This window comes from Streptomyces sp. LZ34, from assembly GCF_053890475.1.
In genome coordinates this window covers 10,421,510-10,440,518 of record NZ_CM132680.1, presented here as the reverse complement: position 1 = coordinate 10,440,518, position 19,009 = coordinate 10,421,510, and the positions used below count along the sequence as shown (strand labels likewise).

Annotated in this window: 19 protein-coding genes and 1 pseudogene; 2 read left to right on the top strand and 18 right to left on the bottom strand. The window is 67.8% G+C overall.

Features of this window, described 5'->3' with window-relative positions; genetic code table 11:
* Positions 1-2: 2 nt before the first annotated feature.
* The 9 genes from ACWY4P_RS44810 to ACWY4P_RS44770 all read right to left on the bottom strand — a co-directional run bounded on the left by ACWY4P_RS44810 (position 3) and on the right by ACWY4P_RS44770 (position 11,690).
* Positions 3-1,274, bottom strand: coding sequence for an amidohydrolase (locus tag ACWY4P_RS44810; RefSeq protein ID WP_456206562.1), 1,272 nt, complete (start codon positions 1,272-1,274; stop codon positions 3-5).
* Positions 1,275-1,316: 42 nt separating this feature from the next.
* Complete coding sequence (locus ACWY4P_RS44805; protein WP_456206560.1) at positions 1,317-2,723, bottom strand: S10 family peptidase; 1,407 nt, start codon at positions 2,721-2,723, stop codon at positions 1,317-1,319.
* Positions 2,724-2,749: 26 nt separating this feature from the next.
* The gene (locus ACWY4P_RS44800; protein ID WP_456206558.1) at positions 2,750-4,735 is read right to left on the bottom strand and encodes an amidohydrolase family protein; all 1,986 of its coding nucleotides are present in this window, start codon (positions 4,733-4,735) and stop codon (positions 2,750-2,752) included.
* On the bottom strand, positions 4,735-5,121 hold the full coding sequence (locus ACWY4P_RS44795) for a RidA family protein (RefSeq protein WP_358708217.1): 387 nt from the start codon (positions 5,119-5,121) through the stop codon (positions 4,735-4,737). The genes ACWY4P_RS44800 and ACWY4P_RS44795 overlap by 1 nt, the downstream gene beginning before the upstream one ends.
* A gap of 10 nt (positions 5,122-5,131) precedes the next feature.
* Positions 5,132-6,232: an aminotransferase class V-fold PLP-dependent enzyme gene (locus ACWY4P_RS44790; protein WP_358708215.1), complete on the bottom strand. Its 1,101-nt coding sequence runs from the start codon at positions 6,230-6,232 to the stop codon at positions 5,132-5,134.
* A 13-nt stretch (positions 6,233-6,245) separates the two neighbouring features.
* Complete coding sequence (locus tag ACWY4P_RS44785) at positions 6,246-7,886, bottom strand: ABC transporter substrate-binding protein (protein ID WP_456206557.1); 1,641 nt, start codon at positions 7,884-7,886, stop codon at positions 6,246-6,248.
* 89 nt (positions 7,887-7,975) lie between these two features.
* Positions 7,976-9,853, bottom strand: a complete 1,878-nt coding sequence (locus ACWY4P_RS44780; protein WP_456206555.1) for a dipeptide ABC transporter ATP-binding protein — start codon at positions 9,851-9,853, stop codon at positions 7,976-7,978.
* A complete protein-coding gene (locus tag ACWY4P_RS44775; protein WP_456206553.1) occupies positions 9,850-10,737 on the bottom strand; it encodes an ABC transporter permease in 888 nt (295 codons plus the stop codon). Before ACWY4P_RS44775 ends, ACWY4P_RS44780 begins: the two co-directional genes overlap by 4 nt.
* Positions 10,737-11,690, bottom strand: coding sequence for an ABC transporter permease (locus ACWY4P_RS44770; RefSeq protein ID WP_456206551.1), 954 nt, complete (start codon positions 11,688-11,690; stop codon positions 10,737-10,739). The genes ACWY4P_RS44775 and ACWY4P_RS44770 overlap by 1 nt, the downstream gene beginning before the upstream one ends.
* A 283-nt stretch (positions 11,691-11,973) precedes the next feature.
* Here ACWY4P_RS44770 and ACWY4P_RS44765 point away from each other — a divergent pair, with 283 nt between their 5' ends.
* On the top strand, positions 11,974-12,675 hold the full coding sequence (locus ACWY4P_RS44765) for a helix-turn-helix transcriptional regulator (protein ID WP_456206549.1): 702 nt from the start codon (positions 11,974-11,976) through the stop codon (positions 12,673-12,675).
* Positions 12,676-12,829: 154 nt separating this feature from the next.
* The gene (locus ACWY4P_RS44760) at positions 12,830-14,269 is read left to right on the top strand and encodes a S10 family peptidase (protein ID WP_358708203.1); all 1,440 of its coding nucleotides are present in this window, start codon (positions 12,830-12,832) and stop codon (positions 14,267-14,269) included.
* 51 nt (positions 14,270-14,320) lie between these two features.
* Here the strand turns inward: ACWY4P_RS44760 and ACWY4P_RS44755 are convergent, their stop codons facing one another.
* The 9 genes and pseudogenes from ACWY4P_RS44755 to paaA form a co-directional block, all read right to left on the bottom strand.
* Complete coding sequence (locus ACWY4P_RS44755) at positions 14,321-14,512, bottom strand: response regulator transcription factor (RefSeq protein ID WP_456206547.1); 192 nt, start codon at positions 14,510-14,512, stop codon at positions 14,321-14,323.
* Positions 14,513-14,525: 13 nt separating this feature from the next.
* A complete protein-coding gene (locus tag ACWY4P_RS44750; protein WP_456206545.1) occupies positions 14,526-14,780 on the bottom strand; it encodes a hypothetical protein in 255 nt (84 codons plus the stop codon).
* A gap of 16 nt (positions 14,781-14,796) precedes the next feature.
* Positions 14,797-14,934, bottom strand: a complete 138-nt coding sequence (locus tag ACWY4P_RS44745) for a response regulator (protein WP_456206544.1) — start codon at positions 14,932-14,934, stop codon at positions 14,797-14,799.
* A 14-nt stretch (positions 14,935-14,948) separates the two neighbouring features.
* Positions 14,949-15,248 (bottom strand): annotated as a pseudogene (locus ACWY4P_RS44740) (enoyl-CoA hydratase/isomerase family protein); the annotation flags it as partial.
* A gap of 11 nt (positions 15,249-15,259) precedes the next feature.
* Entirely contained in the window at positions 15,260-16,375 is a 1,116-nt protein-coding gene (gene paaE, locus ACWY4P_RS44735; protein ID WP_358708197.1) for a 1,2-phenylacetyl-CoA epoxidase subunit PaaE, read from the bottom strand.
* The gene (gene paaD / locus ACWY4P_RS44730; protein WP_456206543.1) at positions 16,375-16,890 is read right to left on the bottom strand and encodes a 1,2-phenylacetyl-CoA epoxidase subunit PaaD; all 516 of its coding nucleotides are present in this window, start codon (positions 16,888-16,890) and stop codon (positions 16,375-16,377) included. Before paaD ends, paaE begins: the two co-directional genes overlap by 1 nt.
* The gene (gene paaC / locus ACWY4P_RS44725; protein WP_456206542.1) at positions 16,884-17,711 is read right to left on the bottom strand and encodes a 1,2-phenylacetyl-CoA epoxidase subunit PaaC; all 828 of its coding nucleotides are present in this window, start codon (positions 17,709-17,711) and stop codon (positions 16,884-16,886) included. The genes paaD and paaC overlap by 7 nt, the downstream gene beginning before the upstream one ends.
* Positions 17,712-17,720: 9 nt before the next feature.
* The gene (gene paaB / locus ACWY4P_RS44720; protein ID WP_358708191.1) at positions 17,721-18,023 is read right to left on the bottom strand and encodes a 1,2-phenylacetyl-CoA epoxidase subunit PaaB; all 303 of its coding nucleotides are present in this window, start codon (positions 18,021-18,023) and stop codon (positions 17,721-17,723) included.
* Positions 18,020-19,006, bottom strand: coding sequence for a 1,2-phenylacetyl-CoA epoxidase subunit PaaA (gene paaA / locus ACWY4P_RS44715; protein ID WP_456206540.1), 987 nt, complete (start codon positions 19,004-19,006; stop codon positions 18,020-18,022). The genes paaB and paaA overlap by 4 nt, the downstream gene beginning before the upstream one ends.
* Positions 19,007-19,009: the final 3 nt, after the last annotated feature.

Genomic DNA, 19,009 nt, shown 5'->3' with positions numbered 1-19,009 from the left:
GGTCAGGGCTGGTCGAGGTCATCGGCCCGAGTGCCGAGCCACCTGCGGGCGGCTACGACGAGCGCTTGGACCCCCGTGGTCAGGGTGGGCTCGATCACCGGTGCGAAGTACGGTGAGTGGTTTGTCGTCACGTTTCGAAAGCCGTTGCCTTCATCGGTGGAGGTGAACGCCTGGGTCTCGACGCCTCCGAAGAACCAGAACACCGTGGGCGCGCCGCAGGCCTGTCCGAAGACACCGACATCCTCGCTGGCATGGACGGGCGCCTGCTTCACCAGGTGCTGTTCGCCGAAGTGTTCGGCGAAGGCGGCAACGGTGGCCTCGGTGGCGTCAGGAGTGTTGACCACCGCAGGTGCGGCCCCCGTCCACTCCACCTGCGGCGGGCGCGGGGCGGAGCTGGCCTGCGCTTCGCCGTGGACGACGCGTTCGATGGCCTGGCGGACCGTGTCGCGGGTAGTTTCCGAGAAGCTCCTGACGCTGATGCCGAGTTCCGCGGTGTCGGGAATGATGTTGTCCTTGGTTCCCGCCTGGAGCCGCCCGACGGTCACCACGGCGTTCTCGGACGCGGCGATCTCTCGCGACACGATGCCCTGCAGCCGGGTGACGACGTGCGCGGCCATCAGCACCGGGTCGACGGTGCTCTCGGGGAGGGATCCGTGGCCGCCCCTGCCGTGGAGGACGACCTTGGCGGTGTCCATCGACGCCATCATGGGCCCCGCCGCGTACGCGATGATCCCCGCGGGCAGTGGCCCGACGTGCTGTCCGAGGACGATGTCCGGCTTGGGGAAGCGCTGGAAGAGGCCGTCGTCGACCATGTCCCGTGCTCCGCACGCGAGTTCCTCGGCCGGCTGGAAGACGACGAGGAGCGTGCCGGACCATGTGCTGGGATCCTGCGCGAGCAGTGTCGCGGCACCCAGGAGGCAGGTGGTGTGCATGTCGTGGCCGCATGCGTGCATGACGGGCACTTCCTGCCCGTCTGCGTCGGTGGCCCGCACGGTGCTGGCGTAGGACAGGCCGGTCTTCTCCTCGACGGGCAGGGCGTCGAGATCAGCACGCAGCATCACCACGGGGCCCGTGCCCCGGCGGAGCACACCCACCACACCGGTTCCGCCGACCTTTTCTGTGACCTCGAAGCCGAGGGGGCGAAGGAAGTCGGCGACGAGCTTGGCGGTGCTATGTTCCTGGAGAGACAGCTCTGGGTGCTGGTGCAGGTCGCGGTAAATGTCCGCGAGTCGGTCGGTGAGCTGGTCGAGGCCGGCCCACAGTGTGTCTGCCATGGCGACTTCTCCTTTGAGGCGCTTGCGGCTCGGGAAGTCCGCTCAGCCCGAGCGGTGCTCCTGGGCGGCGTGGAACGTGGTCTCTGCGATGAACCGCCGTATGTCGTCGGCCAGCAGTGCACGCGACTCCTGCCCCAGGTAGGGCATGTGGCCGGACTCGTACTGCCTGACCTGGAACCTGGTGCCGTCGACCGGTTCGCGGGTGAGCGCATGGTCGAGGGCTCCCACACTGGTCACCTGGTCGTAGTAGCCCTGGCAGACGAGCACCTGGAACTCCGGGTCCCGGCACATGGCCACGGCGAAGTCCGGAAGGATGCTCGCGGATGAGGGGAGGGCGCCGGGTCCCGAGCCGTAGTTCCAGCGGCCGTTGACCCGGGCGAACTCGATGAATCGGTACTCCTCCTCGTAGTTGGCGCCCAGTTCGTCCCGCAGGTAGGGGACGAGGGCTCCGCTGAACATGCCGACGTACTGGCTCATGGCGGGGTCGTCGCCGACGGGGTCCTGGTCCGCCTGGCCCAGGGGCAGGGCATAGCGGCTGTCGTACATGCCGACCTGGCCGCCGGTTTCGGCCAGGAGAAGGCGTGAGAACTGGGCCGGGGTGAGCCTGAGACGATGTTGGATCAGCACCTCGGGCCTGATGCCGATCAGCTCGTGCAGGGTGCGTGCGACCTCCTCCCGACGCGCTGCTGGCAGCGCCGTACCCGCGAAGAGAGCGGGACCGTACTCCTCGGCTGCGAACCGGCGTGCTCGCCGGAGATGACTGTCGAGGCTGTCAGGTCTTGCGGGAAGCCGGTCGTGGTACCAGGCCGTGGCTGCCTGGGTGGGCAGTTCGACGAGGTGCGCAGTGTCGCCGAGTGGTGCGAAGGAGGCCGCGGCGCCAAGGAGGACGGCACCGCTCAGAGAGACCCATTCGAGGCGGCCGGTGCGGGTCGGGCCACCGGGCAGCATCCGGCAGACGGCGGCGGCACGCACCGCTCCGTAACTTTCGCCGAGCAACAGCTTGGGCGAGTTCTCCCTGCGATGGCGGCGGCACCAGGCGGAGATGAGCCGGATGGAGGCCTGTGCGTCACCCTCGACGCTGTAGAAGTCGCTCTCCTGTTCCGGGGTCAGCACGCGGCTGAACCCGGTTCCCGGAGGGTCGATGAACACCAGGTCGGCGACGTCGAGGAGCGTTTCGTGGTTGTCGACGATCTCATAGGGGGGTGTGGCTCGGGGGCTGAGGAGGTCGGCCTGGGCGACACGTCGAGGGCCCAGGCCCAGGTGCAGCCATACCGAGGACGATCCCGGACCTCCGTTGAAGGCGAAGACGACGGGGCGGGCGTCACGTGCTGCGGCTTCCTCGGATCTCGTGTAACTGGTGCAGACGATACGGGCGCCCGGCTGACCGGCTCTGTCCTCAATGGTGAACTGTTCTACGCGGGCGTCATAGGTGACCTCTGCAGCTCCCACTTTGATCGTGCGGCGAACGAACGAAGTCATACGGGGTGCTCCGGGGACATCACGGCGGGCGGAGGGCTGAACGGCTCGATGCCGAGTTCGGTGTAGATCTCCTGCGGGTAGTAGAAGTCCCCGCCCTTGGCAACCATGCGGATGTTGCGGATGGCGCGGATGTCGGCCAGGGGGTCACCGTCCACGAGCAGGAACGAGGCCTGCTTGCCGCGTTCGATGCTGCCGTGGCTGTGGCCGAGACCGAGGTGCGCGGCGCAGTCTCGGGTGGCGATGCGCAGGACTTCGGCCGGGGTCAGGCCTGCCTGAACGTAGAGTTCGAGTTCACGGTGGACGGAGAAGCCTGTCGAGTCGTCCGTGCCGGGCCACAGGGCGATGCCGTGGTCATGCAGGAGTTTCATGACCTGCAGGACCTTCGGGAAGGACTCGTCGTACGCACGGAGGTCGTCCTGGCTCTTGAAGGGGACGAAGGTACGTCGGCGTTGGCGTTGGTATCCGGGCGGCATGTGGCTGAGGAACGGCTCGTCGGCGGGCAGCACCGTGCGGGCCCGGCTGAGCATCAGCCGCTCGACGATGACAGCCGTGGTGTCGAGGCCGATGTTCCTTTCCTTCATCTGTGTCAGAGTGCGCTGCACCGCCTCCGATTCCAGCTCAAGGTCCTTCGCCCTGGCCATGGCGGTGAGCCTGAGTGGAGTGCGGGTGTCCTCTCCGTCTTCCAGCAGCCAGCCGAGCATGAGCTGGTTGACGTGGGTGATCTCGTCGTAACCGGCCTCGATCATGCGGTTGGGAGTGGTGAACGCGGGGATGTGGCCCACCACGCGCAATCCCAGCCGGTGGGCTTCGACCGCCAGGTCCGGTACCCAGTCAGGGTTCATCGAGTTGTAGATCTTGATCTGGTGGTAGCCGCGCGCTGCGTACTGGCGCACTGCGTCCAGCGCCTCGTCCAGGGTGTCGGGAATGATGCCCAGGAGTGCGGAGTGCTCGCTGCGGCCCTCGATGAAACCGGAGGGGACGACAGTGGGTCCGGCGGTGATCCCTGCATCCCAGCGGTCGGTCAGCGGCACCAGGGCATCGTTCATGTTGCCCATGTCGCGGACGGTCGTGACCCCGGCGGCGAGGTAGAACAGGCCGTCGATGGGACGGACATGGGCGTGCATGTCGTGCAGGCCTGCGAGCAGGGTGCCACCGGCTGCGTCGATGAGTGTCTCGTCCGGGACGGAGGTCGCCTGGGCGTCGGGTTCCACCGTGGTGATCCTGCCTCGGAACACCGTTACCGACATGGGCTCAGTGAGGGTCAGGCGCTCAGGGTCGAAGACGCGGACGTCGCGGATGCGTACCGGGGAGTCGAAGCGGTGCCTGATCCTGGTCTGCACCTGTTCCAGGTGAGTGCGGGTGAGTTCGGCTTCGATGGCGGCCAGAGCACGATGCTGGTCCTGGAAGCCGGCCCGGACCAGCAGGTCACGGCCGATACTGAGGCAGGCGATCAGCCGCTGCTGGGCGTCGGCCAGGACATAGTCGGGGATCAGCCTGGCGCCCTGGACGACGTACACGTCGACGGGTGTACTGCCCTCGGCGCCGTCGAGCTCTGTGCGCCGAAGTCGCTGAACGCGGACCTGACCCGACGGAAGCGTTGCGACGGTGCCGCCTGCAGTCAGTGCGGCCCGTGCCGCGACCCAGGTCGCATAAGGACTGGAGTCGGCGGGCAGATACAGCTTGTGTTCGCCGGTGTGGGTGCCGTCCTCGGCCTGGCTCGCCCACGTCTGGGTATCGCCGTCCCTGGTGAGCCGCTCATGGACGGCACCGCCCATGAGGGACGTTCCCTCCACCGTCCATTCGACGGGCAGCGCCTTTTCGTCGAAGTGGAGCGTCTCACGGAGTTTGGCTCCGCGCCCGTTGTTGGAGACCGCGAAGTCCACCTCCAGGCCGTGCTCGTCGTGGTGAGTGACCGTGAGATCCCCACACTGCTCGCCGCCAACGAAGTAGAAGAACCGCTCGGTGCTGAGCGTCGCATGCATCAGGCCGCGTCCTCGCGGACGGCGACGCACGTGACCTCCACGTTGGCGCCCGCAGGCAGCTCCGCCACACCGACCACGGCACGGGCGGGAGTGGCATCGGGCTGGAAGTAGGTGCTGTAGATGTCGTTGAACGTCGGCCAGTCGTCGATGTCACGCAGGAAGGCGGTGACGCTGACGATGTCGTCCATCTGGTATCCGGCCTGGTTGATGACGGCTTCGAGGTTCTTCATGGTCTGGCGGATCTCCGCCTCCAGGCCTCCTTCGACCAGCTGCGCGGTGCCCGGCAGAAAGCCGCCTGTACCCGCGACGTAGCAGTGGTTGCCCACGATGACGGCCTGGGAGTAGGGGCCGATGGAGGAACCGTTCCGGATGATCTTCTTGGACACAGTCGTCCCTTCAGGTAGAGGTGATGTCGGAGTGGGACAGGGCGGTCAGTAGAGCGTCGACTTCGCTGTCCCGTGTGTAGAAGTGCGGGGAGACACGGATGGTGCCGCCGCGGTCGGCGACGATGACATCGCTGCGGCGCAGCTGCTCCACGGCGGCGGCCGACACCGTGGAGGTGGGGGGAGCGAAGCTGATGATGGTGCCGTGAGCGTCGTCCCGTGTGACGGGCCGCAATCCGAGTGCCGTGCCCTCCTCCCGGATGCGACGGGCGAGCGCCCCGGCTCTTTGCATGATGGCTTCGCGGCCGATACGGCGGCGTAGGTCCGCTGCTGCTCCCAGCGCGTGGATGCCGGCAAGGTTGGAGGTGCCGACGGCGAGCTGGTGTGACGGCGGGACGTTGCCGTGTCCGAGGAGTGTGGGCGTGAGCGTGTCACGGACCGATGCCTTCATGATCACGAAAGCGATGCCGAATCCGGCCAGCATCCACTTGTAGCCGGTGGCGACGAAGAAGTCGACGCCGGTCAGGTCCACCGGCAGGGCTCCGGCCGACTGGGCGCCGTCGCACAGCAGCAGGGCGCCGCCGCGGGCGCATGCCCCGCCGAGCGTGACCAGATCGACCAGCGTTCCGGTGCTCGAGTTGACGTGGGAGACGGACACGAGCCGGGTGCGCGGTCCGATGGCGGCGAGCAGCGCGCCCAGCCGGTCGTCGTCCGGGCCGGGTGCCACGGTGACCAGGCGGACACCTGGAATTCTGCTCCAGGGCAGGAGAGTCGTGGGGAATTCGTCCTCCAGCACCAGGACTTCGTCGTCCGGCTGCCAGGGGACCGCACGGGCGACCGCGTTGATCGCTTCACCGGTGGAGGAAGTGAACGTGATGTCCGTACCGTCGCACCCGAACTCCTCGGCCAGCAGAGTACGGGCGCGTTCCACGGCGGACCGGGTACGTGCCATGCCTTGGGTCCCGGCGCCCAGTGCGTTGTAGCAGTCGGCCACGGCGGCTCGTACCTCGCGCGGCACCAGACCGATGGACGCGGTGTCGAGATAAGCCACGGGCGGCTTGAGGGGGAACGACGTCTGTGTGAAGTCGGTGCAGGGATCCGTGGATGGCGTCATGGCTTGTTCCTCGTTACTGCTGGGTGGCCCTGAGGTTCAGCGCCCAGTTGCCGTTGAAGAGGTCGTCGAGGACGATCGTTCCGCTGGCGGATGCGAATCCCTTGCCGATCGCGACCATGGACTTCTCCGAGGCGAGTGGTACGTAGGGCGCCTGGTCGGCGATCTGCGAGAGCAGGGTCTGGGTGGCGGCCCACCGCTTGGCGTCGGCACCGGCCGTCGTCACCACGGGGAGCGCCTTTTCGATCTCCGGGGTGGTGAAGTTGGCTATGTTGAGCTTCTGCGGGCCGATGTTCTCCTTGCCGACGACCAAGCTGAGCAGTGAGGACGGGTCCTGGGCGGAGGTGCTGAAGCCGAAGGCGGGGACCAGTCCGGTCAGCTTGTGCTGGTAGAACTTGGCGGACCAGGCGTTCAGCGTCACGGACTTGGGGGTGATGCTGATGCCCAGCGGCTTCAGGTTCTGCTGAAGCGACAAGGCCAGCACCTTGCTCGCCGGCAAGGCGTCGACGTACTCCACGGTGGTGCTGAAGCCCTTCGGATGCCCGGACTGGGCAAGTTCGGCCTTTGCCTTCTCCAGGTCCAGCGCGTGGTCCGGCAGGGAGTCGAGGAACTTCTGGGCGTTCTGCTTGCCGCCGGCCACGCGCGCCAGGTTCTCGACCGGCACGAATCCCTTGAGGACGGCGGCCTGGCCGGCCCAGGCCGCCTTGACCAGGCCGGGGGTGTCCGTGGCGTGGGAGATCGCCCGGCGGACATGGACATCGTCGAACGGTGCCTTGGTGACGTCCATGGCGAGGAAGTTCACGACACCCGAGGGTGAGGCGTACACCTTGGTGCCCGGGATGGAGCGCCACTGAGCGGCCGTCTTCACGTTGGTCAGCTGCCGGAGGTTGACCTCGCCGGACCGCATGGCGAGCTGTGCGCTGTTGTCGTCGGTGATCACCTTGACGTTGAGGGTTTTCACCTTGGGCTTCTCACCCCAGTAGGTGCCTCTGCGCTGGAGTGTGACCCCGGAGGCGCTGGCCGAGGCGATCTCGTAGGGGCCGGTGCCGACGGGAATGGCGTCCGGCGTGCCGAGGTTCTTGGCGTGGGCGGTGGCGAACTTCTTCTCCTGGATGAGGGTCGCTCCCGCGATGTCGACCCTTGATTTGGGCAGCGGCCCGGCGAGCTTGACGGTCACCTCCAGTGGTCCGGTGACGGCCGCGCTCTTGAAGCCGCTCACGCTCGCCGACGTCTGGGCGGGCGGGGTCGCGGTGTGCGTGATGCTCCAGGCGACGTCCTCGGCCGTGAGGGACCGGCCGTCGGAGAAGCGCACTCCGGAGCGGAGCTTGTAGACGATCGTGGTGGGGTCCGGCTGGGTGACCTTCTCGGCCAGGGCCGGCGTGAAGCCGCCGTTGGCGGTGACCCGCTCCAGCGGCTCGGTCACCAGGGACATGAAGGACCCGGTGACGATGGGCTGGGTGCTGGTGGCCCGGTCGTAGCTGGGCGGCGGCGAGGGAAGCGCGATGGTAAAGGAGGGGATGTCGTTGTCGGTCAGCTTCGCCGCCCTCGTGTCCCCCTCGCTGTCGGATCCGGCGCAGGCTGTTGCGCTGAGGCTGAGCAGAAGGACGGTGCCGATCGCGGCACGGAGGGTTGTCGGTCGCGTCCTGCGCTGAGTCATGAGCTGCGTTCCTTCCAGGAGTGACATGCCGGGGAGGGCGCCCGTGTGGGCAGCTCCGCGGCATGGTGTGAAGTCCGGCAAGTGGGTGTTCAGCGGGCGTCGGCGACCGGCTCGGCCGGTTCTGCGGCGGCATGTGCGCCAGGCACGGAAGCGACGAGGCTCTGCGTGTACGGGTGCCGGGGTGCATCGAGCAGGGCCTCAGTGGCGCCGGCTTCGACGATTTCCCCACCACGCAGTACAAGCGTGCGATCGGTCATCTGCCGGACGACCGCCAGGTCGTGGGTGATGAACAGCATGCTCATCCCGTAACGGGCCCGGATGTCCCGCAGAAGTTCTAGGATCTGCGCCTGTACGGACACATCCAGGGCTGCCACAGGTTCGTCGCAAATGAGCAGCTTGGGACCGACGGCGAGGGCACGGGCAATAGCGACGCGCTGGCGTTCGCCGCCGGACAGGGCGCCCGGCCGGCGAGCGGCGTAGGCACGCGGCAGTCCGACCAGGTCGAGCAGGTCGTCGACTGAGCCGACGGCGCTTTCGTTGCCGGTTCCGGCGGCGATCGCTTCCCCGAGTGCCTTGCCGATGGTCAGGGAGGGGTTGAGGGATGCGTAGGGGTCCTGGAAGACAACTTGGACCAGGCGGCGAACTCCGGCGCGTTGTTTGCGGGCGAGGCGCCGGTAGTCGGTGATGTCGATCCCGGCCAGCTCGATGGATCCCGTGGTAGGCGTGGACAGACCCAGGACACAGCGGGCCGTGGTGGTCTTCCCGGATCCGGTCTCACCGAGCAGCCCCAGCGACTCGCCCTGGGCGATGTCGAACGAGACGCCCTGGAGGGCTGTCGTCTCCTTGTTCCGACCCAGCAACGAGGCAGTGCGATAGGTCTTGCCGAGGCCGACGACCCGCAGCAGTGGTTCCCCCAGGACCGGGGCGGGCGGGGTGTCACCGGCGGCGGCCCGGGAGTGCAGGGCCGTGTCCATGTCGTCGTGCAGTTCTTCTGCTCGCACACAGGCTGTGTGGCGTGCGACGTCATTCCCGCTTCCGATGTCGACCAGCGGTGGTGCGGAGTCGGTGCACCGATCCTGCCGCCACTGACACCGGTCGGCGAAGGCACAGCGCCTGGTCACCGAGTCAGCCGACGGTACACCGCCCGGGACGGAGCTGAGCCGCTCCTGGTAGTGGGTGACGGACGGCTCTGCCAGCATCAGTCCCAGCGAGTACGGGTGCCGGGGGGCCCGCTCGAGCATTTCCGCGGGGGCGTGCTCGAGGACGGTGCCCGCGTACATGACCATGATGCGGTCGCAGACGGAGAAGGCGATCCTCAGATCGTGGGTGATGAGGATGAGGGCCATGCCCCGTTCACGCTGAAGCTTGCGGAGCAAGTCGAGAACCTGGGCCTGGGTGGTGGCGTCCAGTGCGGTGGTGGGCTCGTCCGCGATGAGCAGGTCGGGGTCCTGGGCGAGTGCGGCCGCGATGGCGACACGCTGGCGCATACCACCGGAGAGCTGGAAGGGATAACGATCGGCCACTTCCGGTTGGAGGCCCACTTCGGCCAGCCGGCGAACGACCTCGGTACGCGCCGCGGCCCGGTCCCGCCGTACGTCGGGGGCGAGGGATTCGCGCAGGTGCTCGCGGACGGTCTGGAGGGGATTGAGGGAGGTGAAGGGGTCCTGCAGGACCATGGCGAATCCGGAGGCGCGCGTGGCCCGCAGTTCGCGCTCTTTGGCATCCAGCACAGAGCTGCCGTCGAAGGCGACGTCGCCCTCGGCGATCACCCCGTCCGCGAGCGCGCGCACCACGGCACGAGCGGTCATGGTCTTACCGCTGCCGGACTCGCCAACGATCCCGAGGACCTCGCCGGGGGCGAGGTCGAAGGTCGAGTCGCGGACCAGGGTCCGCCCCTGCGCCGTCCGAACCCGTAGGTTCCGCACCACCAGAAGGGGGGCGGTGGTCTGCGGCTCGGTGGCGGTCACCGCTGGGCTCCGCGAGAGGAGTAGCGGTCGTACATCCAGTCTCCCAGGAGAGTGACGCTGGTTGCGGTGAGGACGATCAGCAGGCCGGGCGCGAGCGAGACCCAAGGGTTGACGGTGAGCATGCTCTGCCCGTCCGCCAGCAGCGCGCCCCAGTCAGGCGTGCCGGGCGGCGCGCCGAGCCCGAGGAAGGAGAGGCCCGACAGCCCGATGAGGGCGCCGACGAAGTCCAGCAGGAAGGTGGCGAGGATCGTCGGGACGATGTTCGGCAGGATGTGGCGGAAGATGATGTGGGGCGCCGACAGTCCCAAAGTGCGGGCCGCCTCGACATAGGGCAGGCGCGCCTGTGCGGCGGCGACGCTGCGGGTCAGGCGGAAGACCGTGGGCAACGACAGCATCATGAGGACGCCAACGGCGAGCCAGTAGCCCTCGCCCAGCACGCCGACCACGACGACGATCACCAGCAGACCGGGCAGGGCGTACATCAGATCGGCGACCCGGCTCATGACCGAGTCCAGGAGACCCCCGCTCCAGCCCGCCAGCATGCCCAGTGTGGCTCCGACGATGACGGCACCAGTGGCGACGATGACGGGGCCCACGACCGCGATGCGTGCACCGGCGATCAACAAGGACAGGACGTCCCGGCCGAGGCTGTCGGTGCCCAGCAGATGCCCGTTGCCCGGCGTGGCCGCGGTGTTCATCAGATCCTGGTGCGAGGGGTCGTGGGGCGTGATCCAGGTTCCGAATGCCACGAGCGCGGCGATGAACGCTGCCGCGCCACCGGCCGCCAGGATCAAGAAGGGCGGTCGTTTACGGGCGGGCTTCGCGGACGGGCTGCCGTCCCCCGGCGGAAGGTCTGAAGGGGAGGCCAGAGCGAGTTCGGTCATCAGGCACCGTCCTTCACCGAGAAGCGCGTGCGGGGGTCCAGCGCCATCCCGAGGAGGTCGACGACGAGGTTGATCAGGATGACTGTCCCTCCTAGTACCAGTACCGTTGCCTGGACCACGGGAACGTCATTGTTGGTGACCGCGCCCAGCAGCAGCGTCCCGAGGCCGGGCAGCGAGAAGACCTGCTCGATGAAGAGGGTGGAAGTGAGCGCCGCGACGACGATGAGGCCCAGGCTGGTGACGACGGGGAGCGCGGCATTGCGCAGTGCGTACCGTACGAGGAACCGGGCAGGGCTGAGGCCACGCAGCCGGGCGAAGGTGATGTAGTCCTGAGCCATCACGGTGAACATCGCGGCGCGGGTCTGCCGGATGAGGATGGCGGACAACACCGTGGCCAGCGCGAAGGCAGGAAGGGTGAGGTGGCTGACTCGGCCGGCGAATCCGGTGCCGATCCCATAGACCGGGAACCACTTCAGAGCCACTCCGAAGACGTACAGCATCGCGATCGCCATGACGAAGGCGGGCGCGCTGATCGCGACGGTCGCCATCAGCGAGATCGCGCGGTCCGTGCGGCGGCCGCGCCGGATGCCGGCCGTCATGCCGAGCGGGAGGCCGATGGCGATGACCAGCAGTACCGCGTATCCGGCCAGCTGCAGAGTGAGAGTCATCCGCTCGGCCAGGATGTGTCCGACGGGGGTGTCGCTCTGCACGGAGATCGATTCGCCGAAGTTGAGGGTGCACACCTCCGCGAGCCACCGACCGTACTGGACCAGGAAGGGGTCGTTCAGATGGTAGCGGGTGTTGAGCGCGTCGATCAGTTCCGGAGACGCCGTTCGGGTCCCCAGCAGTGCTTGGAGCGGTGTGCCCGGACTCAGGGTGAGCAGGCAGAACACGAGGAAACTCAGCGACAGAAGCAGTACAAGGCCGACTCCGAGCCGCTTCAGCACGAACACCGCAATCACTGCACACCACCCCCCGGACTACACATGAGAGACATATGGGGCACCTCGATTCGAACCAACAGCGCCAAGCACGGTGGAAATATCAACTGAACGTTGATGTCATCAACGCAATGTTGCACAGATGTGGCCGGGAAGGAACCCCCGAGTAACCGCGGTTTCTCACGCTGTCTGGCGTTGACCTCTCGGTTGCGCCACTGCCACACTCTGTGGAATGGCAGCCAAGACACGTCGAACCCGGCCAGCTGAAGTCGAAGGCACACCTGCCGGCGGCGAAATGAAGTTCACGCTGAGCCAGCGGGCTCACTCGGCACGCGTCGTCGAGATCGTCGCCCCCATCGTCCCCGTGCTGGCCAGCGCCCTGCAGCCACGCACGGAAGTGGTCCTGCACGACCTGACCCGCATGCCGAACACGATCGCGGCCATTGCGGGCACGATCACCGGCCGCAAGGTCGGCGGACCTCCGACCGATCTGGGCCTGCGCACGTTCCGCTCGGAATATCCGCAGGACATGGTCAACTACCGCACGGAAACCGCAGAGGGCCTGGTTCTGCGGTCGTCGAGCATGTTCTTCCGGACCTCCTCCGGCACGCCCGTCGCATGTCTGTGCGTCAACTCCGACCTCCACGACCTTCAGCGGGCCAAGGAGATCCTCGAGGCGCTGACCGCATTCGGCGAGCAGGCACACCACGGCACCGCAGACGGGGCGCCGCTGGAGACCTTCCCCGCCACCGTGGACGACTTGGCCGACGGCATCATCCGCCAAGCCATCGAGGCAGTCGGCGTACCGGCGCACCTGATGAAGAAGTCCCACAAGGTCGAGGTCGTGCGCGACCTCGACCAGCGCGGCTTCTTCGCGATCCGCGAGGCGGTGGACGTGATCGCCCAGCGGCTCAACGTCAGCCGATACACGATCTACAACTACCTGAACGAGATCTCGGCGAGCCAAGGCCCTGAGCAGTCGGCGACAGCCGGGTAGCAGTTCGCCCGCACCTCACATTTTCTCTATCAGTTGTTGAACCCTTACACGTGTCGTCGGCCTCCCGGCGCGGGTGTCCGAGGGCTGCCCCGACGTGCCCTCCGGCACAGATATCCGACCCGCACCCGAGGAACAGGAGTTCGATGTGGACCCGGTGACGACACGTCACTCTGCCGTCGTAGGCGGCGAGACCTTCGAATACACCGTGACGGTACGGACCTTCCCCGCGGTCGACGCTTCGGGAAGGCGGGTGGGCACCTGCTCCACGACGACCTATCTGCGCGACCTTCCCGCAGGCGCATCGCCCGACGCCAGACCGGTCCTCTTCGCCTTCAACGGCGGCCCCGGCGCGGCGTCCACGGCGCTCCACCTGGGAGGACTCGGACCGTACCGCATCGCGTTCCCGACGGACCTCTCGGCCGGCCCGCTCGGCCCCTGTCCGCTGGAAGCCAATCCCGACAGCGTCTTCGACTCCACCGACCTGGTGTTCATCGACGCCATCAACACCGGGTACGGAGCAGCCGACGAGGGCGCTGATCTTTCGGGCGTGTACGGGGTCGAGGGTGACGCCGCTTGCTTTGCCGGGGTGATCACCGCCTGGCTTCAGCACGAAGGCCGCTTCCGCTCCCCCAAGTACGTCCTCGGCGAGAGCTACGGAACCGTTCGCGCCCCGCGAGTGGCGCGGCGCCTTCTGGGCCAGGGCATGAGTGTGGCCCTCAACGGCATAGCTCTGCTCGGGCAGGCCCTCAACCTCCAGGAAACGGTTCAGCGGCCCACCAACGCGATCGGTTCTATGGCCGCCCTGCCGTTCATGGCAGCGAGCGCCTGGTACCACGGCAAGTCCGAGGTATCCGCCTCCAGTGCCGAAGAAGTCGCGCGACTCGCCCACGAGTTCGCAACCACCACATACATCTCGGCCCTGGTCCAAGGCGGTTCACTGTCGGCGGACGAGCGCCGCAAGGTCGCCGAGCGGCTCACCGAGCTGACCGGGATCTCCACCGAGCACTTCCTGCGGTCACGCCTGCGCATCCACACGGACGAGTTCCGCCAGCTCCTGCTGGAGGATCGCCAGCAGGAGCTGGGCAACGCCGATGCCCGCTACACCCTGCCGGCCCCCGACCCTCGCAGGGGTGAGGGGGGCACGGACCCCGCGAGCGCCACGCTCTACCCCGGCTTCACCATGGCGGCGGCTCAGTACTTCAGGGACGAGCTCGGCGTGGACGGGGAGCTGATGTACCAGCAGTTGGACCGCGAGGCCTCCTCCCGGTGGACGTGGCAGGACCCGATGTCACCCCACCCGGTCGTCGGGAACGGACCCGTCCCCTTCACGATCTTCGACGACTCCGCCTGCCTCACCGGCTATCTCAAGGCGAATACGGCGGCCCACCTCTTCATCGGCACGGGCTACTACGACTCCCTGACCACCGTCGGCATGGTCGAACACCTCGTGGCGCAGAACGAGCTCCCGCAGGAGCGGCTGCACCGCTTCGGTTACGAGAGCGGCCACATGATGTACACCGACCCGGGCAGCAGCGTGCGCCTCAACAGCGACCTGCGGCTCTTCATCAGCCGGTCGGTGGCAGACCCGCGCTGACCTGCCGAGCCGCGCACAGCTTGGCGACCTCCGACCAGTCGCTGACTCAGGTCACTGGGAACCCTCCCCTGTGCCCCAGCCCGGGCGCACCAGCCCGGCCTCGTAGGCGAAAATCACCAGCTGGGCGCGGTCACGCGCGCCCAGCTTGGTCATCGCCCGGTTGACATGGGTCTTGGCGGTCACCGGGCTCAGCACGAGCTCGTCGGCGATGTCCTGGTTGGACTTGCCCTGGGCCACCAGCACCAGTACCTCACGCTCACGCGGGGGTAAGTGCCTGCAGCCGCCAGAGGTGCTCCTGCATGGCCCCGCTCTCCGGCTCCGCCAGGAACCGGAGGATGAGCGATCGCGTGGCCACCGGTGACAGCAGCATCTCTCCTGCGCTCACCACGTTGATGGCGTCCAGGAGCTCCTGCGGACTGACTCCTTTGCCCAGGAAGCCACTGGCGCCGGCCCGCAATGCCCGGGCGACGTGCTGGTCATTCTCGAGCGTGGTCAGGATCAGCACTTTCACTCCGGCGAGCACCTCGTCACCACAGATCAGGCGGGTGGGCGGTCAGCCCGTCCATGTCGGGCATCCGGATGTCCATGACGACCACGTCCGCATGGTGCAGCCGGGCGCGCTGCACGGCTTCGCGGCCGGTGGCCGCCTCCGCGACGACCTCCATGCCGGGGTCGTGTCGATGAGCAACTGACACGCGCCCCTCAGCAGGGCTGCCACCGCTGTGAATGCGTCCTGCAGCGCACGGGCACACAGGACCATCGCGGTGTGGTCCATGGCCTGCATCTCCTTGATGTCCGCGCCCGCCGCGAACGCCTTCTCTCCGCCGTAGACGACCACGGCGCGCACGTCGTCCCGTCGGGCCGCCTCCTCGGCCAGTTCCTTCAGCCTGTCCTGCGTCGCGGTATTCAGCGCGTTCATCGGCGGGCGGTCCAGGCACAGCGTGCTGACGCCCTCGGCGACTTCGAAGCGGGGGTTCATGGGCTTCTTCCTCAGCTGTCGAAATCGACCGTCAGGGTGTCGGACTCGGGGAACGTCTGGCAGGTCAGCACGTAGCCCGCGTCGACCTCGGCAGGTTCCAGCGCGTAGTTGCGGCGCATGACTGCCGTACCACCGATGACCAGGGCTCGGCAGGTGCCGCAGACGCCGCCCTTGCAGGCGAAGGGCAGGTCGGGGCGGATGTGGGAGGCCGCGTCGAGCACGGTGGCGTTGCGGGAGAGGGAGGAGGTCGTGGAGCGGCCGTCCAGGACGACGGTGACCTGGCTGACCGGCCCGTCAACCGTGCCGTCCTCGTGGCGAACGGGCTTTACCGGTTCGTCCTCGGCGAAGAAAAGCTCCTGGTGGATCAGGTGGGTGGGAACGCCGAGTCCAGTGAGCACCCGCTGGGCGTCCTGGACCATGCCGTGCGGGCCGCACAGCCACCAGTGGTCGGGGACCCCGGCATCGACCAGGCCCTCGACAAGGGCGCCCAGCCGGTCGGCGTCCAGGCGCCCGGACAGGAGATCCGCTTCGCGGGGTTCCCGGGACAGCACATGGACGAGCTGGAACCGGGTGGGGTGGAGGTCTTTCAGATCGGCAAGCTCATCGGTGAACATCACCGAGTCGGTGCGGCGGTTGCCGTAGATGAGCGTGACTATGGAGTCGTCGTTGGCGGCGAGTACCGACTCGGCGATGGAGAGCATCGGTGTGATGCCCGAGCCGGCGGCGACGAGGGCGTGGTGGCCCGGCGTGGTCAGGTCGGGTGTGAAGGCACCGGTGGGCGCCATGGCCTCGACCAGGTCTCCGGGCTTCACCTCTCGGACCAGCCAGGAGGAGAACAGGCCGCCGGGCACTTCTCGTACCCCGATCCGCGGTCGTGTCCCCGTCGCGGAGCAGATTGAGTACGAGCGCCGCTCATCGTGGCCGTCCACCTGCCGGCGCAGCGTGAGCGACTGCCCGGGGGCGAAGGAGAACTCTTCGGCCAGATCGTCGGGCACGTCGAAAGCGATGGCGACCGCGTCCGTGCACAGCCGCTGGACGGCGGCCACGCGCAGGAAGTGGAAGGCCGGGCGGCGTACGCGCCGCCTCATGGTGAGGGCACCGGTGCCGGGGATCGGCAGGTCTTCCATCAGATCTCCTTGACGTACTCAAACGGTTCGCGACAGGCGCGGCAGCGCCACAGCGCCTTGCAGGAGGTTGCGCCGAAGCGGGAGGCTTCCTGCGTGTCGGTGGAGCCGCAGCGTGGACACGGCGTCGTGGGCCGGGTCGTCGAGAGCACCAGGGGCACTGGACCGGTAGCGGGTCGCGGAGCCGGCCCCGGGGGTGCGATGCCGTGCTCGGTGAGCTTGCGGCGGCCGGCGGGGGTGATCCAGTCGGTAGTCCAGGGCGGGGCGAGAACGGTACGCACTTCCACCCGCTCGTATCCGGCGTTGCTGAGGCGCTCCGCCATCTCGGCGCGCATCTCCGCCATGGCCGGGCATCCGGAGTAGGTGGGAGTGAGTTCTGCGACGACCGTGCCGTCGGTAAGTATCGTCACGTTGCGCAGCACGCCCAGGTCGGCCAGGGTCAGCATGGGCAGTTCGGGATCCGGCACCCGCGCCGCGACCTGCCGGGCGCGGTGCACGTCCGCCGGGGTGGTCACCATGCCGCGTCCGGATGTGCGCGTGCCACGCTCTGCAACTCGGCCAGCAGTGGAGCGAGGTGCTCGGTGTGGTCTCCCGCACGGCCTGCTCCACGCAGCGGCCGTTCTTCAGGGAACACGAGCCCGGCTGCCTCCATGACGGGCTCCAGTACGGCCATCACGTCCTGCCGGACGTCGCAGGCGGCGAACAGCTCCTCCAGCCAGGGAGAGATCTGTTTGAGCGCCGACTGCATCCTGCGGTGGGACTCATCGGTGCCATCCCCGAGGCGGATGGCCCACTCTGCGGCGTACTGCCGGTGGTAGGTCAGCTCCTTGATGCCCTTGGCGGCGACAGCCTCGAGCACCGGGTCGCCAACGGCCGTGAGTCTCTCGAAGTGCGCGAGCCGCCAGCTGGACAGCACCAGCAGCCGCGCGATCGAGAACGCGAAATCGGCGTTGGGCAGCTCGGCGAGACGTACGTTGCGGAAGTCGCCCGCGTCGCGGAAATAGGCGTAGGCGTCCTCACCTCGTCCGGTGTCGTCGAGCCGGCCGCAACGGGCGTACAGCAGACGCGCCTGTCCGAGCAGGTCGAGCCCGATGTTGGCGAGGGCCACCTCCTCTTCCAGCTCCGGGGCGCGGGTGGTCCACTCGGCCAGACGCTGAGCCTGGACGAGGGCGTCGTCGGCGAGCGCCATACAGAGCGTGGCCAGCCACGCTGCGTCCACGCCCTCGGGCACGGTGCCGTCCACGCCGTGCAGTGGGTCCTCGAAGCCGGTGCCATAGGCCCAGCGTGTGTCGTCTTCGTGTCCCTCGGCGAGGGTCAAGTAGACGTGATCGTCGCTCATGCCCTGCTCCTAGATGTGCGGGACGTCGTCGGGGATGTCGTAGAAGGTCGGGTGCCGGTACACCTTGTCGGCGCTGGGGGCGAAGAAGGGGTCTTTCTCGTCGCGGGTGGAGGCCACGAGGTGCTCGGATCGCACGGCCCAGATGCTCACGCCCTCGTTGCGCCGGGTGTACAGGTCGCGGGCGTGGGTGAGGGCCATCTGGTCGTCAGCGGCGCGCAGCGAACCGACGTGCACGTGGTTCAGGCCGCGCTTTCCGCGTATGAACACCTCGTACAGGGGCCATCTGTCCTTCGGGGTCTGTGTGTCGCTCATGCCACCGCTCCCTTCGGTTCGTGCGCGGCACGCTTGGCGGCATGTGCGGCGGCGGCCTGCCGTACCCAGGCGCCTTCCTCGTGTGCTGCCGCGCGCCGCTCAAGGCGCTGGGTGTTGCACGGCCCGTTTCCAGAGATCACGCGCTGGAGTTCGCTCCAGTCCGGGGTTCCGAAGTCATGGCGGCCTCGTTCCTCGTTCCAGCGCAGCTCCGGGTCGGGCAGGGTCACGCCGAGCTTCTGCGCCTGGGGGACCGTCATGTCGACGAAGCGCTGGCGCAGTTCGTCGTTGCTGTGCCGCTTGATCTTCCAGGCCATGGATGCAGCCGAGTTGGGTGAGTTGTCGTCGGGCGGGCCGAACATCATCAGCGACGGCCACCACCAGCGGTCGACGGCGTCCTGCACCATCGCGCGCTGGGCGTCGGTGCCGCGCATCATCGTCATCAGCAGTTCGTAACCCTGCCGTTGGTGGAAGGACTCCTCCTTGCAGATCCGCACCATGGCCCGTGCGTACGGGCCGTAGGAGCTGCGGCACAGCGGCACCTGGTTGCAGATTGCGGCGCCGTCCACGAACCAGCCGATCACGCCGACGTCGGCGAAAGTCGGCGTCGGGTAGTTGAAGATCGACGAGTATTTCTGGCGTCCCTCGATCAGCCGGTTGGTGAGGTCCGCGCGGTCGGCGCCCAGGGTCTCGGCGGCCGAGTACAGGTAGAGGCCGTGGCCGGCCTCGTCCTGGACCTTGGCGAACAGGATCGCCTTGCGGCGCAGCGAGGGCGCGCGGGTGATCCACTCTCCTTCCGGCTGCATGCCGATGATTTCGGAGTGCGCGTGCTGTGCTATCTGCCGGATGAGCGTCTTGCGGTACCCGTCGGGCATCCAGTCACGAGGCTCGATCCTCTGGTCACGGCGGATCGTGTCCTCGAAGTGGGCCTGGAGATCCTCTGTGGTGCCATCTGCTGCTGTTGGGTCGGCGTGTGCCGTGTCCATCTG